Raw genomic sequence first — 15,841 nt, 5'->3', positions numbered from 1 at the left:
GCGGCGACCGGGGTTTCGGACGTCGGGGCGGGGGTGGGACGGGGGACGGCGGCCTCAGACTCCGACCCGGTCGGCAGCGGCGTACTCTCGGTTGAGGATGTCCTGTACATCGACGTGCTCTCCAGCAATGATCGTCTCGGCCGCATGCGGGGTGAGCAGTGCGACGTGCTGATAGCCGAACAGCGTCGGCCGGATCCGGGTGAGCAGCCTCGACACCCCGCCGAGGACCGCGGGGAGCGGTCCGCCTCCGAGCAGCGCCCAGAACGGGGCTCCGGTGGAGGCGATGTGGAGGACGTCGTAGCCCGCGTTCCTGACCGTGCGGCGCAGGCTGGCCCGGGTGAAGAAGCGCAGATGCGTTTCGTCGAGGATGCCGCGCCGGTCGTAGTCGAAGACGCCGAGCGCGACCCGCAGCCGTGAGTACCAGTGGCTGAAGTTCGGTACGGAGAGCAGCACATGGCCGCCGGGCCGCAGCACGGTGGCGACCTCGGCAAGCACGCGCTCGGGGCGGGAGAGGTGCTCGATGACATCGCCGGCGACGACGTAGTCGTAATCGGTGCCGATCTCCACGGGCAGCCCCTCCTCCAGGTCGGCGAGGTGGAAGTGGGTGCATTTCTCGCGTACGCCGGGGACCTCGACGTAGTCCACACCCGTCACTTCGTGGCCGAGGGCTTCCAGTCGCTGTGCGAACAGGCCGCCGGAGCAGCCGAGATCGAGGACCCGGCCGGGCGGGAGGCTGCGCATCTTCTCCAGGATGACGGCGTGCGAGGAGCCGTCGCCCTCCTTGAACGCATACTCGACAGGCTTGGGGATCCAGGCGCAGGTACCGAATCCCTTGACGGCGAGCCGGTATTCGAGGACGTCCTTGACGACGTCCTTCGCGTACTTCATGCCGTTGACGTAGCAGATCTCGTCGCCGTAGTAGGTGGGGACGGGGATCTCCTTGATCCGCATTCCTTCGTTGAGCAGCTGGACGATGATCTGGGTGTCGAAGTCGAACGCGTCGGTGTTCCGGTGGATCGGCAGCTTCTTGAGGGCCGCGACGCTGTAGGCGCGGTACCCGGAGTGGAATTCGGTGAGCTGCGAGCCGAGAAGGGTGTTCTCCAGACGGGTGAGAATGCGGTTGCCCAGCCATTTGTACATCGGCATGCCGCCCTTGAGAGCGGATCCGGATTTCATCATCCGCGAGCCGAACACGGCATCGCATTCGCCGCGTTCGATCGGTGCGACCATGTCGGGCAGGAATTCGGGGGCGTACTGTCCGTCGCCGTGCAACAGCACGATGATGTCGAGTCCGTGTTCGGCGGCCAGCGCGTATCCGGCCTTCTGGTTTCCGCCGTATCCGAGATTCTTGGTGTGCCGCATGACCACGGTCCGCGGCAGCCCCTCCGTCTGTGACCAGCGGCAGCCTGCGGTGAAGGTCGCGTCATGGCTCGCGTCGTCGAGAATCAGGACCTCGGCGACCTTGGACCGGAAGTCTTCCGGAATGCGGTCGAGGGTCCTCTCCAGCGTCGTCTCGGCGTTGTACGCGACCACCAGGATGCCGATCCTGGGGCTCGGGCTTTCCTTCACGGGGCGTTCTCCAGTTGTGCTCGGTGCTTGGGAGGGGCGGTCAGTTGACGGGAAATCCGGTGGGCCGCGGGGTGCAGGGCGCCGGGACCGAGGTCCGCTCGGCGGGGGATTGCGGGGGTGCGGCCGGCTGCGCGGCGAGGATCTTGCGGACTCCGCTGACGAGGCCTGCGGCGAGGACGAACCAGCCGGCCTCGCCCAGGTGCAGCACCGTTTCGCTCCAGCGCACGGCGGAGCGTCCCTGGTAACCGAGGATCGCCGTCAGGCCGAGCAGACAGCCGTACGCGGCGCCTTCCCAGAACCCGATGACGAACAGCCCGGCGGCCGCCCAGGTCAGGTACTGCAGGGCGGAAGCGGTGGAGAGCAGCAGCAGGAGGCCCATCGTCACGGCGACGACACCGGGCAGCTGCGCGGGCCGCAACCAGGCGAGCCAGACCCCGACCGCCACGCAGACCAGCACGAAGAAGAAGTGGCCCCCGCCCTGGATGAAGGTGATGAAGGACTGCGGCAGGCCGAGCACATCGGCGAACCGGACGAGGCCCCAGAGCCGGTAGCTGCCGCCCGCGTACTCCAGGACGTTCTCCCTGAGGCTCTGCGGCACGGTCACCAGGACCGGTCCCCAGACGAGGGCGACGAGGACGGTGAACCCGGCGGTGAAACGGATGAGCGCCGGCCGGCCGGCCCGCAGCGCGACGACGAACAGCGCCGGGATCACCACCACCGGGACGAACTTGACACTGATCGAGAGCACGGCACACACCCCGGCGGCCAGCGGAGACTTCCGGTCCACGAGCAGATGGGCGGCGGCCAGGGCGAACGTGATGGCGACCGCGTCGGTGTTGCCGTGATAGCCGGAGGTGGCGATCAGTACGGGGCTGACGGCCACGCCCACACCGCAGGCGACCGCCGTTCCGGCGGAGCTGCGCCGGCGCACGATTTCGAACACGAGGAGAGCGCAGAAGAAATCGGCGATCGAGGCGGGCGATCTGATCAGCGTCCCGAAGGGGATTCCGAGTTCGGAGAGTTCATTCAGACCCAGGAGCATCCAGCCGGCCAGTGGCGGATGGTTGTAGACGGGCAGTCCCGGCAGCGGCTGTTCATAAATCCGAATGGGGCCGTACCGCACGATGGCCTCTGCGAAACCTTGAAAGATCCGCACGTCGGCCGGGCCGGGCGTATTCGCCGCGATCAGCATTCGGGCGAGGAGACCGGCGGCCGCAGCAATGAGCACCACCGCTCTCGCCCGTCGTACGTCCCAGGTTTCGCATCGCATTCGGATACCCATGAAAACAGAACGTAGCAACCCGAAGACGCTGAGCAACGCACCGATGACCACACTTACCTGGATCGCGACTTCGATGCCCTGCGTATCTGCACAAACGTCCGAATCCCTGAATCACTCGAACGATTCAGGCGGGGTGCGGTGGCCTCGGGGCCCTGCCCGGCCGGCACCTGGACCGGCCGGGCCGCACGGACCGCGGTCCGGCGGATCAGGGCCGCTCAAGGCCCTTGAGCATCCGGTCGACCACCCCCGCCGCCGCGTGTCCGTCGTCCAGGTCGCAGAAGTCCCGGAGAAATGCCTCGTACGCCTGCGCGTGTCCCCTGGTGGCCCGCTCCGGGTCGCGCAGCGCCTCGATGAGTCCGGCGGAGCCGGGGATCAGGGGGCCGGGGGCGCGGGCCTCGAAGTCGAAGCAGAAGCCGCGCAGCGTGTCGCGGTAGTGCGCCAGATCGTGGGTGTGGAAGAGCATCGGCCGGCCGGTCTGGGCGAAGTCGAACATCAGAGAGGAGTAGTCGGTGACCAGCGCGTCGCTGATCAGCATCAGCTCGCCGACGTCCCCGTAGCGCGAGACGTCACGGACGAAGCCGCTGCCGCTGTCCGGGAGACGGTCGGTGACCAGATAGTGGCGGCGGACCAACAGGACGGTGTCCGAGCTGAGTTCGCGTTCGGCGACGGCCAGGTCGAGCTGCAGGTCGAGGGCGTAGCGGCCGCCGCCCTGCGGCCGGTCCTCGCGCCAGGTCGGCGCGTACAGCACGACCCGCTTGCCCTCGGGGATGCCGAGCCGCTCCCGTACCGCCGCGGCGACCTTGGTCCGGTCCGAGGCGTGGAACAGATCGTTGCGGGGATAGCCGCACTCCAGGACCTCGCCCCGGTAGCCGAACGAGCGCCGCAGGACGGGGGTGGAGAAGCGGTTCGGGGAGACCAGGACGCTCCACTGGCGGGCGCGCCGCTCGATGGTGGCGATATAGGCGGTGTTGGCCTGGGCGGTGCCCGCGAGGTCGAGACCGATGCGCTTGAGAGGGGTGCCGTGCCAGGTCTGGACGACGCACTGGCCCTCGCGCCGCTCGAACCACTCCGGCAGCTGGGTGTTGGTGACGATGTGACGGCTGCGGGCCAGCGCCTCGTGCCAGGCGGCGGAGCCGTGCTCGACGGCCGTGGCTCCCGCCGGAATACGGGCCTGCTGGTCGCGCACCACCCACAGATGCTCCAACTCGGCGCCCCGCCGCGCCACTTCCTCATGGATCGCGCGCGGCGAGTCGGAGTACTGGCGGCCGTCGAAGCTGCTGTACAGCACGGTGTCGCGCAGGGGTGCCATGCGCAGGCCCCGGTACGCCTCGCGCAGCAACCGCTTGCCGCGCGCACCGCGTTCCGCGGCGGTGAGCACCGATGCGCAGTTGATCAGCAGCTGGTCGTGGAAGCGCCGTTCGATGAGGTACTTCCGGCCCGCGAGGGTGCGGGCGGCGGGCAGGGTGCGGTGGGCAGAGGCCGGGATGCGCAGCGGGGCCTCGTACGCGTCGTCCCTCGCGCCCTTCTCACGGAGGAAGAGGTACCAGTGGCCCTGGCCCAGCGGCAGCTTCCCACCGGGTCCCTCGACGGCGTCCGGCCGGAGCGCGGCCCTGAACCGCCGCGCCCCGACGGCCCCGAAGGAGGCGAGGGGGAAGACGGCCTCCTCGCCGTGCCCGCTGTGCCTGGCCACCAGCTCGACGGGCCGTTCCGGGTCGTCGGGGAAGGTGCCCTCCAGGAGGAGCTGTCCGTCCTCCGTCCAGGTCGCCAGGTCGACGGCGGGTTGTACGGTGCGGTCGCTGATCAGCAGATTGCCGCGGGAGCTTGCGGTCAGACCGAGTTCGCGCCGCTGGTCGCCGTCCCCGCCCAGCGGGTAGCGGCCCGGCAGTACGGGCCCCGGCACATCGATCGGTGTCCTGCGCCCGTCCGGGCCGACGAGTTGCAGGCTGTACGGCAGCTGTGCGGGCGCCGCCCCCTCCCCCGCTCCCTGCCGGGCGTCGGTGAAGGCGCCGAGCGGGACATCGGCTGTGAAACGCCGCCACCCCGCCGCCGAGGGCACGGCCCCCTCGTGCACGGTCACCGGACAGTCGAAGGAGGTACCGGAGGCCCGGTGCGTGAGTGCGAGGCGCAGCGGTCCCCTGCCGAGACGGTCGCGGATCATCCCGTCGACCGCCACGGTGCCTGCGCCGCCGCCCGTACCGCCCGCACGGTGTGTCTCGAAGCGGGCATCGATCCGCTCGGCGTGCAGCACGAGCCTGCCGCTCTCGAAGGCGGGCACGATCCGGTGGTCGCCGTCGGGCCGGTGCACGGGCGGCGGTGCGGCCGCCTCGCTCGTCGAGAGGTCGGAGCGGCGCAGCATGCCGTGCCCGGCGATGCCGATCTCCAGGCGCCAGGTGAGCCGTTCGAGGCTGCCGGCCGCATCGATGCGGAGCCTGGCCGGGTCGATGACGGTCTCGAAACCGGACCGGTCGTAGTCGTGCAGGCTCTGCCGGGACCGGGCGGTGGCCTCGGGTTCGGCGACCGTGCGCAGCCGCAGCGGCAGCACATGCCGTCGCCCCGCCCGCAGCCAGCCGGCCCGGAACTCGCTGCCGCGCGTGGTGGCGGGCAGATTCCGGATGTACGCGTACCCCTTGAGGTGCAGCTTGCCGCCCCGCCAGTGGGCGTCCCGCAGCCGGGCGGTGAGCGGCAGATCCCGGTCGGTGACCCGCAGCACCGAGCGCGGCACCGGCCGGATGAGGGCCGGGAAGGAGGCGCTGCGGCGGCGCACGCCCTGTACCGCGAACGCTCCCGGCTCGGCCTTGTCGAAGGCGAGCAGGGCCATCAGTTCGTCGGTCCGCCGTTCGCGCACGAGGTGCCACATCAGCCGCAGCCGCAGCGGGAGCGCGTCGAGGACGGCCGGGTCGACCTGGTCGGTGAACTCGTTCGCGTAGGTGAGGAAGGCGCGCCGGTACTCCTCGTCGCCGTCGGGCAGCGCCTCCATGAAGTACCAGAGGTCGTTGGCGAGGACGTGCGCCTCGTACTGCCGTTTGTCGGCGGCACCGCGATGCTCGTCGAGGAAGGTGGAGACGCCCAGCACGTGCGAGGCCCGGTCCTGGATACCGCGGACGACCGCGCGGCGGGTGGTGATCGAGCCCGCCCGGTCGCGCCAGTGGTAGACCGCGTCCTTCAGCACATCGACGGAGCGGGCCAGGAAGTGGGCGGGCAGGACGACCGGGATGTCCTCGTACAGGGCGCCGACCGGGAAGGCGAAGGCGTGCTCGTCCCAGAAGGACCGGCGGAAGACCTTGTTGCAGGCGATCCGGTCGGCGGCGAGGTCCCAGTCCCGGGAGATGTGGGTGCGCAGCCGGGTCGTCGCCATGGGCTTGCGGAAGTTGGGCGACTGCTGGAGCTTTCCGGAGGCCCGCAGCCGCAGCACATTGCCGGACGCGATGTCCGAGCCGGTCTCGTCCAGGGCGCCGACGAGGAGTTCGTACGCGCGGGGCGGGAGCACGTCGTCGCTGTCGACGAAAGCGAGATGGCGGGAACCCGGGTCGCAGTTGCGGACCCCGGTGTTGCGGGCGTGCCCGAGTCCGCCGTTCTCCTGGCTCACCAGCCGGAACCGGCCGTCCTGTTCGGCGAACTCGGCAGCCAGCAACGCGCTGTTGTCGGTGGACCCGTCGTCGACCATCACCACCTCCAGGTCGGTCATGGTCTGCTCCGCGAGGGACTTCAGGCAGTCCGTCAGATAGAGCTCGACGTTGTGGACGGGTACGACGACACTGAGCCGTGGCGGCATGTTGAGCACGTCCGTTCATCGGGGGCCTGGTTGTCCGTATGGCTCAACCCCGTGCAGGGCCGGGGGTCACCGGTTGCGGTCTTTCCCGAACGGGTGACATCGGCTGCGCCGCGCTTACTCTCTGTCGCTCAGGAACAGCCGCCGCACCACGCGCTCGGCCGCGTGTCCGTCGTCGTACGGGCAGAAGCGCTCCCGGAACGCCGCCCGCAGCTCCGCTGTCCGCGCCGAGCGCCACTCGCCCGTCCTGAACAGTTCCAGCAGCTCGTCCTCGTCGGTGGCGACGGCGCCCGGGGTGTCACCGGGGCGTCCGGACAGCAGATCGAAGTAGGTGCCGCGCGAGGCCCGGTAGGCGGCCCAGTCCGGGGCGTGGCTGATGATCGGACGGTCCAGGCAGGCGTAGTCGAACATCAGCGACGAGTAGTCGGTGATCAACGCGTCGGAGACCAGGCAGAGTTCCTCGACGGACGGATATCCCGTCACGTCCACCACCCGGGCGCCGTCCAGCTGCGCCGAGCGGCCGTAGAAGTAGTGCGCTCGGACCAGCACGACGTAGTCCGGTCCGAGTTCGCGTGCGAGTCGTTCCAGGTCGAGGTGGGGGACGAAGCCCTTGCGGTAGTCGCGGTGGGTGGGCGCGTACAGCAGCACCGTCCGGTCCGGGGCGAGGGAGAGCCGCTGCCGGATCGCGGCGGTCTGCTCGGGGGTGGCGGTGAAGAAGATGTCGTTGCGCGGGTAGCCGAGGTTCAGATGCTCGTAGCCGGACGGGTAGACCCGGTCCCAGATCTCGGTGGTGTGCGGGTTGGCGGAGAGGGAGAAGTCCCACTGGTCGGCATGGGCGACGATCTTCTCGAAGCTGATGCCGTTGGTGAGGGCCGGGTAGGCGCGCTGGTCCAGGCCCATGGTCTTCAGCGGGGTGCCGTGGTGGGTCTGGAGATAGCGCTGGCCGGGGCGTTTGGTGAAGCCGCCGGGGAAGCTGGAGTTGTTGATCAGGTACGTGGCGGTGGCCATCGCCCGCCAGTAGGCGCGGGAGCCCTCGATGACGTACGGGATGCCGGGAGGCATGCGGTCGCGGTGACGGGAGGAGACGGCCCAGACACCCCGGATGTGCGGGGCGAGTTCGAGGGCCTTGGCGTGGATCGCGGCCGGGTTGCAGGCGACGCCCCGATTCCAATATGACCCGTACACCGCCAGGTCGGGGTCCAGGGGGCGCAGCAGATCCGTGCGGTAGGCGACGCGCATGACGCGGGCCCGGAGCGTCTTCTTGCGCCGGCGCAGGACGGCCCGGGTGCGGGTGTGGCCGGTGCGGGCGGCTTCCCGGGCGCGGTGGACGGCGTAGTTGCCGGGGAGGGCGGCGGCGCGGTGGAAGGCGGCGCGGTCCTCGGGGGCGGTCCGGCCGGGGTCGGCGAGGACGGCGCGCAGGTGGCGGGTGCGCGCCGCCCGGATCCGTGGGTCGTGGCCCGTCTCGGCGAGCAGCCGTTCGTAGGCGTCGAGGATCGCGAAGTGGTGGCGTCCCGGGGTGGTGGCGAAGGTGCCGGAGCGGCGGATGCTGTGGCGGACACAGATCCGGTCGAGGGTGTCGAGCGTGCCGGCGTCGGAGGCGAGGAGGGTGGCACGGTGGACGGGGAGGACGTCCTCATAGTGGCCGTCGGTGAAGTGGAGACCGTGCTCGGTCCAGAAGGCGCGGCGGAAGAGGCGCGGGACGGCGGTGGCGAACCCCTCGGCAACGGACACCGGGGACGAGACGTCCCCCCACCAGTCGATGCGGTCGTGTCCGAGGAGGAGTACGTCCGGTTCGCTCACGGCCAGCCGGCCGGTGATCGCTTCCAGGGCGCCCGGTCGCAGCAGGTCGTCGCCGTCGAGGAAGAGGAGATACCGGCCGCGTGCCTCTGCCGCCCCGGCGTTGCGGGCCGGACCCGCCCCGCGGTGCTCGGCGAGGGTGAGCACCCTGACCCTCGGGTCGCGCGCCGCGATCTCGGCGGCGATCTCGGCGCCGCCGTCCCTCGCCCCGTCGTCGACGACGAGAAGCTCCCATTCACCGGGGCCCTGGCCGAGCACGGACTCCAGGCTCGCCCTGAGATATCCCTGAACGCGGTGGACGGGCACGACAACACTGAGGAGCATGGCAGCCGAGCGTAATCGCGCACCCACCGCGCACCGAATCGCGTGTTCACCCGTTCGGGGCAGTGCCGGTGACCAGGCGCGTCCGCCCCGGTTGACCTGGCATGAAGCCGCGCCTCAGTGTCGTCGTCCCGGTCCACAACGTCGAGGACTATCTGGAGGACTGCCTGCGGTCGGTGGCCGAACAGTCGGTCGCCGACATCGAGGTGGTCCTCGTCGACGACGGTTCGACGGACGGCAGCGCGGCCGTCGCCAGGGTGTTCGCCGCCCGCGACCGCCGCTTCCGCTACGTCCGTCAGCCCAACGCGGGGCTGAGCGCGGCCCGCAACACCGGGGTGCGGCACACCACGGCGGACGTGCCGTATCTGGCGTTCGTCGACAGCGACGACATCGTCGTCCACGACGCCTACGAACGGATGCTGGCGTCATTGGAGTCGACCGGCTCCGATCTCGCGACCGGCAATGTGTGGCGGCTGAACGAGCAGGGACGGCAGCAGGCCTGGCAGTACCGCTGGCTGACCGCCACCCGGGCCCGCACCCACATCAGCCGCGATCCGCGACTGCTCGCCGACCGGGTCGCCTGGAACAAGGTGTTCCGGCGCTCCTTCTGGGACCGGCATGCCTTCGCCTTCCCGGAGGGGAAGCTCTACGAGGACACCCCGGTGATGATCCCGGCCCACTTCCTCGCGGGCTCGGTCGATGTGCTGCACAAGCATGTCTACTACTGGCGGGTCCGGGAGGGGTCGATCACCCGGCGGCGTACGGATGTGCAGGGCGTACGGGACCGCATCTCGGCGTGCGAGCAGGTCAGCGCGTTCCTGGCGGGCCGGGGCGGGGTGGCGAACGGCGGTGCGCGGCGCCGCTACGACCTCTCGTGCCTGCGCGACGACTTCGTGTACTTCCTGGAGGGGCTCGCGATGGGCGGGCCCGAGTACCGGGACGCGTTCATGGCGGACGCGGGGGCGTTCCTGGACCGGATGGAGCGGATGGACGGGGCGGCCAGGTCGGGCCGGGCAGTGGCCCATGAACTGCCGGTGGAGCTGCGGATCAAGTGGCAGCTGGTGAAGGAGCGCAGGCTTGCGGAGCTGCTGGCCGTGCTCGCCTTCGAGCGGGACGGCGGCGCCGGAACGTTCACGGTCGGCGGCGTGCCGGGGCGGCGGCAGGCCGGTTTCCCCGGCATCCCGGACAGCACCCGCCTCGCCCGTACCGATCTCCCGGCCGTGGCTCGGCTCTTGGAGGCTCAGTGGGGCGACGACGGGAAGCTGCTGCTGCGCGGTTACGCGTACATCCGCAATCTGCCGGCTGCGGCTCCGCGCCACTCGCTGAAGGTGGGCATGGTGCGCGCGACCCGCGGTCAGCATCTGCGGACGGTGCCGGTACGGAACGTTTCCGCACCCGAGGCGACCATCAACTCCGGTCAGCAGTTGCACAGTTACGACCACTCGGGTTTCGAGTTGATCCTCGACCCGCATCGGCTTCGGCTCGGCGGCTGGCTGGTGGGCATGATGGTGGCAGCTCATGGCACGGTCCGCCGGGTGGCCGTGCGGGCCGTGGAGGCGGGGTCCGTACAGCCGCTCGTCCATGACCTGGGCGAGGGGCGGCGGGCGGTGCTCGACTACCTGGACGGGCGGCTGAGGCTGACCCTGACGCAGCTGCCGGCCCGGTGCGAGGACCGCCGCATCGGCGAGGAGCTGGAGCTGACCGGCCGGCTGTACGGGGGCGCCCGGCCGAAGGCCCTGGTGCTGACCTGCGAAGGGGTGGCGGACGAGGAGTTCGGCCACCCGGTCGAGTGCCGGGCCGACGGCCGTTTCACGGTACGGATTCCGCTCACCGACCTCGTCGCGATGGCGGCCGCACCACAGGCACCGCACCGGGCGCCCCGCGAGGTCGAACCGGAGCCCGGCGGGCGGTGGCGGGCGCGGCTGGTACTGGCGGACGGGTCGAGGGTGCCGCTGGCCGCGGCCCCGGAGGCGGCGCCGCCGGTCGTGGCCGATGCGGCGGGCGAGCTGGTGCTGGACCTGAGCGGGCAGCCGTTCGTGGACGGGGCGGCTTGGACATCGGACGGTGCGCTGCGGGTGGAGGGGGTGACCGGCGCCGGGACGGGCGCACGGGAGGAGGAGGGCCCGGCCCACCTCGTACTGCGGCACGAGGCACTGCGCGAGACGGTGACGGTCCCCGTCACACACGAGAAGCCGCGCGCGGCAACGTACGGGGAAGCACCCGCAGGGGTGCCCGAAGGGGCTTACGAGGGGCGGCGCTTCACCGCGTTCCTCGCGCCCTCGGTGGCCGCGGGGCTGCACGAGGGCCGCTGGGACGCGTATCTGGGCGGCCGGCCGGTCCGTGTGCTGACCGCACTGACCGCCCGTCTGCCGCTCCGCCGCACGGGGGCGGACTCCACGGCCCCCGCACCCGGCCGGGAGTTCGCCCTGGACCGCAGGTTCGGCGACCGGCTGACCGTGCAGGCCGGACCGGTACTCGCGGTCGCCGAGCGGGGTGCGTACCGCCGGGCCGAACTGCGCGGCACGCACTACCCGGCCCGGCGCGCGCTGCCGCTGCGGGACGCCGTCCTCTACACGGGCGGCGCCTCACCGCGCGCCGTCCACGCCGAACTCCTGCGCCGGGGCGTGGAATCGGAGCACCTCTGGGTCACGGACGGGCTCCACGGGCACATCCCGTCCGCCGTCGTCCCGGTCATCGAGCACAGCGCCGCCTGGTACGAGGCGCTGGCGCGGTCCCGCCGGATCGTCACCGCCGACCAGCTGCCCGAGTGGTTCGAGCGGCGGCCCGGCCAGACCGTCGTGCAGACCTGGCACGGCACCCCGCTCGGTCGCTTCGGTACGGATCTGGGCGGCACCCTGTACGCCGACCACCACCAGCTCGCCTCGCTGCCGCGCCGGGCGGCCCAATGGTCCGTCCTGGTCTCCCCCAGCCGCCACTCCACCCCGCTGCTGCGCCGCGCTCTCGGCTACGGGGGCGAGGTCCTGGAGGCGGGTTCCCCCGCCAACGACCTGCTCTTCTCGGCCGACCGGGCCAAGACCGCCGAGCGGGTACGGCGCAGGCTCGGCATCCCGGACGGCCGCCGGGTCGTGCTGTACGCGCCGACCTACCGTGACCAGCTGGCCCACCCGTCCGGCACCGGTGGCGAGCAGCCCCGCTACCGCTGGGATCCGGCGCTCGACCTGGCAGCGCTGGCGAGGTCCCTCGGCGACGGCCACACCGTGCTGGTGCGGCGCCATCCGCAGGTGACCGGAAGCGTGCCCGAGGGACACGGAGTACGCGACGTGTCGGCGCACCCGGACACCGCGGAGCTGCTGCTGATCGCCGATGTACTGGTCACGGACTATTCGGGACTGATGTTCGACTACGCGCACACGGGCCGTCCGATGCTCTTCCACACCTACGACCTGGAGCACTACCGCGACACGGTGCGCGGTTTCTGTCTGGACTTCGAGACCCGGGCGCCGGGGCCGCTGCTGGTCGGCACGGACGAGATCGCCGGGGTCCTGCGCGACGCCGGCGCCCTGACCGCGTCGGCGGCCCGGCACGCGGAGGCGTACGAGAGTTTCCGCCGGGACTTCTGCGACCTGGACGACGGCGGGGCGGCGGCGCGGGTCGCGGACCGGCTGCTCGCCGAGGGCTAGTACCTACCCGGCCCGGTTCTTGAGTGCGGCGACGGCGGATGCCGCCAGGTCGTCGAGATAGCCCTTGGGCAGCGGGGTGCGGACGACGGCGAGCCGCCAGTAGAGCGGGCCGACGATCAGGTCCAGCGCACGGTCCGGGTCGCTGTCCTCGGGCAGCTCGCCGCGCGCCACGGCGTCGCGTACGACGACGGCGGCAATGCCCTGATGCGGGTCCAGCAGGGCGGCCTTGATCGTCTCGGAGATCTCCGGGCTACGGGCCGCCTCGACCAGCAGGTCCGGAATGACCTGCGAGGCGACGGGGTGGCGCAGGGCGTAGGAGGCGAGTTCCAGTACGGCGCGGACATCCCCGTGCAGCGAACCGGTCGCCGGGGCAGGCATGCCCTGGACGGCGACGGCGGAGACCAGGTCGAGGACCAGGGCCAGCTTGGACTTCCAGCGGCGGTAGACGGCGGTCTTGCCGACACCCGCGCGCCGGGCGATGCCCTCGATCGACATCCGGGCGAAGCCCACCGCGGCCAGCTCCTCGAAGACGGCGCTGCGAATCGCATCGGTGACGTCCTCGCGCAGCACAGCGGCTCCGGCGGGGACACGGCGGCGGGTTCCCGGGTCGGTGGTCATGACCGAATCATAGTCCGTAACGACGAAACGGTTGCGTTGCGACGTGGATGCGCCCTACTCTCGACGTTGCGACGATACGGTGCCGTCCCGTCGGTCGTCGTGTTCCTGCCCTCCCGTCGAAAGCGATCGTGGTGAGCCAGACAACAACCCCAGCGGCCCCGGCCGACACCCCTGCCGGTGCGCCCCTCCCGGTGTACGCACCGGGCGAGCTCGCCGCGCTCGCCGCCCGGCACGGACTGACCATGAGCGGGGCCCGGCCCACGCTGGGCGCGTACATCCGGCAGCTGTGGGGGCGGCGGCACTTCATCACGGCGTTCGCCACCGCCAAGCTGACCGCCCAGTACAGCCAGGCGAAGCTCGGCCAGATCTGGCAGATCATGACCCCGCTGCTGAACGCGACGGTCTACTACTTCATCTTCGGCGTCCTGATGAACACGAAGCGCAACGTCGAGGACTTCGTTCCGTTCCTCGTCACCGGCGTGTTCATCTGGACCTTCACCAGCAGCTCGATCACCGCGGGCACCCGTGCGATCAGCGGCAACCTCGGCCTGGTCCGGGCCCTGCACTTCCCGCGCGCCTCGCTGCCGATCGCGCTGGCCCTGCAGCAGCTCCAGCAGCTGCTGTTCTCGCTGGGCGCGCTGGTGCTGATCCTGGTGGGGTTCGGGCAGTTCCCCAGGCCGTCCTGGCTGCTGGCGATTCCGGCGCTGTTCCTGCAGGCAGTGTTCAACACCGGTGTCTCCATGGTGGTGGCACGGCTGGCCGCCCGGACGCCGGACATCGCCCAGCTGATGCCGTTCATCCTGCGCACCTGGATGTACGCCTCGGGCGTCATGTGGAGCGTGGACACGATGCTCAAGGGCGACCGGGTTCCGCACTTCGTGATGGTGATGCTGGAGTGCAATCCGGCGGCCGTCTTCATCGACCTGATGCGGTTCGCGCTCATCGACAGCTTCGGCGCGTCCCATCTGCCGCCGCATGTGTGGGCGATCGCCGCGGGCTGGGCGCTCGTGTGCGGCGTGGGCGGATTCGTGTACTTCTGGCAGGCGGAGGAGCGGTACGGACGTGGCTGACAACAACGAGCGGGTGCCGACCGTCGTCGTGGACGACGTGCACATCACGTACAAGGTCAATGGCGCCCGTACCGGAAAGGGCAGCGCCACATCGGCGCTCAGCCGGATCGTCTCGCGCCGGCAGTCCCCCGGAGTGCGCGAGGTGCACGCCGTGAAGGGGGTGAGCTTCGCCGCGTACAAGGGCGAGGCCATCGGCCTGATCGGTTCCAACGGCTCGGGGAAGTCGACGCTGCTGAAGGCGATCGCCGGACTGCTGCCCGCGACGAAGGGCCGGGTGCACACCCAGGGCCAGCCCTCGCTGCTCGGGGTGAACGCGGCGCTGATGAGCGATCTGACCGGCGAGCGCAACGTCGTGCTCGGCGGCCTCGCCATGGGCATGACGCGAGCCCAGATCCGCGAGCGCTACCAGGGGATCGTCGACTTCTCCGGCATCAACGAGAAGGGCGACTTCATCACCCTGCCGATGCGGACGTACTCCTCCGGAATGGGCGCGCGGCTGCGCTTCTCGATCGCGGCCGCCAAGAGCCATGACGTCCTCCTGATCGACGAGGCGCTGTCCACCGGCGACGCCAGGTTCCAGCGACGCAGCAAGGAACGGATCATGGAGCTGCGCAAGGAGGCCGGCACGGTCTTCCTGGTCAGCCACAGCAACAAGTCGATCACCGAGACCTGCGACCGGGCGATCTGGCTGGAGGCGGGGACGCTGCGGATGGACGGCCCGGCGGACGAGGTCGTGGCCGAGTACGAGAAGTTCACCGGCAAGAAGTAGCGGCGCGGGCGGCGGGCCGGGGAGAGCGGCCGGAACGGTCGGGGCGATAAACTCCCGTGCCGCACAACGGGGTTGTCCGGACACCGCTCAGGGGGGCACATGCAGGACGGCGTACCGGGACCGCTGCGGGCGGACGATCCGCGGGAGATCTCCGGTTACGTCCTGCGGGGCCGGGTGGGCGAGGGCGGGATGGGCACGGTCTATCTCTCGCACTCCCGGGGCGGCCAGCCCGTCGCGCTGAAGGTGATCCGCCGGGCCACGAGCCGCCCGCGTACCCCACCACCCTGCCGCCGCCCGCGCCCGGCCCGGCGGCGCCCGCCTCGAAGTCCCGCGGGCCACTGCGGATCGCGGCGGCCGCCGGGGCGGCGCTGCTGCTGGTCGCGGGAACGTGGATGATCGCCACCCGCGGCAACGACAAGGGCGGCGACACCTCGCACGCCGACAGCTCGCACAGCGACCGGCCCTCGTCCCCGCAGCCCGATCCGAAATCGTCGGACTCCGCCTCGCCCGGATCATCCGCGCAGCAGAGCAGCTACGAGGTGATCTTCAAGGACCGCCCGTTCGCGCTGCGGGCACCGGCCGAGCCGAGTGTCATCGGAATCGATCTCGACGAGCCTCGGGTCGCGGGCCCCGCCGAATTCACCGACGGGGACGACGAGCTGCAGCTGAGCGAAGTATCGGGCGGCAGCTGGGAATTCCGCACACCGATGGGCAAGAGCACCGGACCGGCCCCCGAACAGTGCCTGCAGGGCTCGCAGTCGGATGTGCTGCCGTCCGAGATCAGGGAGAAGGAGCTCCAGCGCGGCCAGACCCTGCCGGTGGGCACCCGTCTTTGCACGGTGACGTCCGACGGCAATCTCGCCATGCTGAAGATCACCAAGGTGGAAAAGCGTGCCACCAACGATCTGCCGGACTACTTCACCGAACTCACCCTGTGGCAGCAGTAGATATCGAGCGCGTCCGGCGATCGGGGGCGGGGCGGGGGGGGGGGCCCCCCCCCCCCCC

Annotated in this window: 9 protein-coding genes; 4 read left to right on the top strand and 5 right to left on the bottom strand. The window is 70.9% G+C overall.

All coding sequences use genetic code 11. The features are described from left to right. Positions 1 to 54 precede the first annotated feature (54 nt). The 4 genes from ACFVYE_RS21030 to ACFVYE_RS21015 all read right to left on the bottom strand — a co-directional run bounded on the left by ACFVYE_RS21030 (position 55) and on the right by ACFVYE_RS21015 (position 8,741). On the bottom strand, positions 55 to 1,569 hold the full coding sequence (locus ACFVYE_RS21030) for a methyltransferase domain-containing protein (protein ID WP_383969325.1): 1,515 nt from the start codon (positions 1,567 to 1,569) through the stop codon (positions 55 to 57). Positions 1,570 to 1,609: 40 nt separating this feature from the next. Beyond that, entirely contained in the window at positions 1,610 to 2,851 is a 1,242-nt protein-coding gene (locus ACFVYE_RS21025; protein ID WP_389606822.1) for a hypothetical protein, read from the bottom strand. A 205-nt stretch (positions 2,852 to 3,056) separates the two neighbouring features. Beyond that, a complete protein-coding gene (locus tag ACFVYE_RS21020) occupies positions 3,057 to 6,623 on the bottom strand; it encodes a CDP-glycerol glycerophosphotransferase family protein (RefSeq protein ID WP_383969352.1) in 3,567 nt (1,188 codons plus the stop codon). 114 nt (positions 6,624 to 6,737) lie between these two features. Further along, positions 6,738 to 8,741 carry a CDP-glycerol glycerophosphotransferase family protein gene (locus ACFVYE_RS21015; RefSeq protein ID WP_389606820.1) on the bottom strand — a complete coding sequence of 668 codons (2,004 nt, stop codon included), beginning with the start codon at positions 8,739 to 8,741 and terminating at the stop codon, positions 6,738 to 6,740. 101 nt (positions 8,742 to 8,842) lie between these two features. On the opposite strand from ACFVYE_RS21015, the gene ACFVYE_RS21010 reads away from it, so the two are divergent. Continuing rightward, entirely contained in the window at positions 8,843 to 12,379 is a 3,537-nt protein-coding gene (locus tag ACFVYE_RS21010; protein ID WP_389606818.1) for a CDP-glycerol glycerophosphotransferase family protein, read from the top strand. A gap of 3 nt (positions 12,380 to 12,382) precedes the next feature. Here ACFVYE_RS21010 and ACFVYE_RS21005 read toward each other — a convergent pair whose 3' ends face one another. Then, positions 12,383 to 12,997: a TetR/AcrR family transcriptional regulator gene (locus ACFVYE_RS21005; protein ID WP_383969337.1), complete on the bottom strand. Its 615-nt coding sequence runs from the start codon at positions 12,995 to 12,997 to the stop codon at positions 12,383 to 12,385. A 128-nt stretch (positions 12,998 to 13,125) separates the two neighbouring features. Here ACFVYE_RS21005 and ACFVYE_RS21000 point away from each other — a divergent pair, with 128 nt between their 5' ends. The 3 genes from ACFVYE_RS21000 (at position 13,126) to ACFVYE_RS20990 (ending at position 15,783) form a co-directional block, all read left to right on the top strand. Next, complete coding sequence (locus ACFVYE_RS21000; RefSeq protein WP_389606815.1) at positions 13,126 to 14,067, top strand: ABC transporter permease; 942 nt, start codon at positions 13,126 to 13,128, stop codon at positions 14,065 to 14,067. Next, entirely contained in the window at positions 14,060 to 14,836 is a 777-nt protein-coding gene (locus tag ACFVYE_RS20995) for an ABC transporter ATP-binding protein (protein ID WP_389606813.1), read from the top strand. The genes ACFVYE_RS21000 and ACFVYE_RS20995 overlap by 8 nt, the downstream gene beginning before the upstream one ends. 392 nt (positions 14,837 to 15,228) lie before the next feature. Then, on the top strand, positions 15,229 to 15,783 hold the full coding sequence (locus ACFVYE_RS20990; RefSeq protein WP_389606811.1) for a hypothetical protein: 555 nt from the start codon (positions 15,229 to 15,231) through the stop codon (positions 15,781 to 15,783). Positions 15,784 to 15,841: the final 58 nt, after the last annotated feature.

The organism is Streptomyces sp. NPDC058239 (genome assembly GCF_042882185.1).
In the GTDB taxonomy this organism is placed as follows: domain Bacteria; phylum Actinomycetota; class Actinomycetes; order Streptomycetales; family Streptomycetaceae; genus Streptomyces.
This window is presented reverse-complemented; position numbering and strand designations above follow the sequence as displayed.

Bases quoted from the DNA above. Each gene is read 5' to 3' on its own strand.
- ACFVYE_RS21025 (WP_389606822.1), bottom strand. From the start codon at position 2,851: ATGGGTATCCGAATGCGATGCGAAACCTGGGACGTACGACGGGCGAGA.
- ACFVYE_RS21020 (WP_383969352.1), bottom strand. From the start codon at position 6,623: ATGCCGCCACGGCTCAGTGTCGTCGTACCCGTCCACAACGTCGAGCTC.
- ACFVYE_RS20990 (WP_389606811.1), top strand. From the start codon at position 15,229: ATGATCGCCACCCGCGGCAACGACAAGGGCGGCGACACCTCGCACGCC.
- ACFVYE_RS21015 (WP_389606820.1), bottom strand. From the start codon at position 8,741: ATGCTCCTCAGTGTTGTCGTGCCCGTCCACCGCGTTCAGGGATATCTC.
- ACFVYE_RS21005 (WP_383969337.1), bottom strand. From the start codon at position 12,997: ATGACCACCGACCCGGGAACCCGCCGCCGTGTCCCCGCCGGAGCCGCT.
- ACFVYE_RS21010 (WP_389606818.1), top strand. From the start codon at position 8,843: ATGAAGCCGCGCCTCAGTGTCGTCGTCCCGGTCCACAACGTCGAGGAC.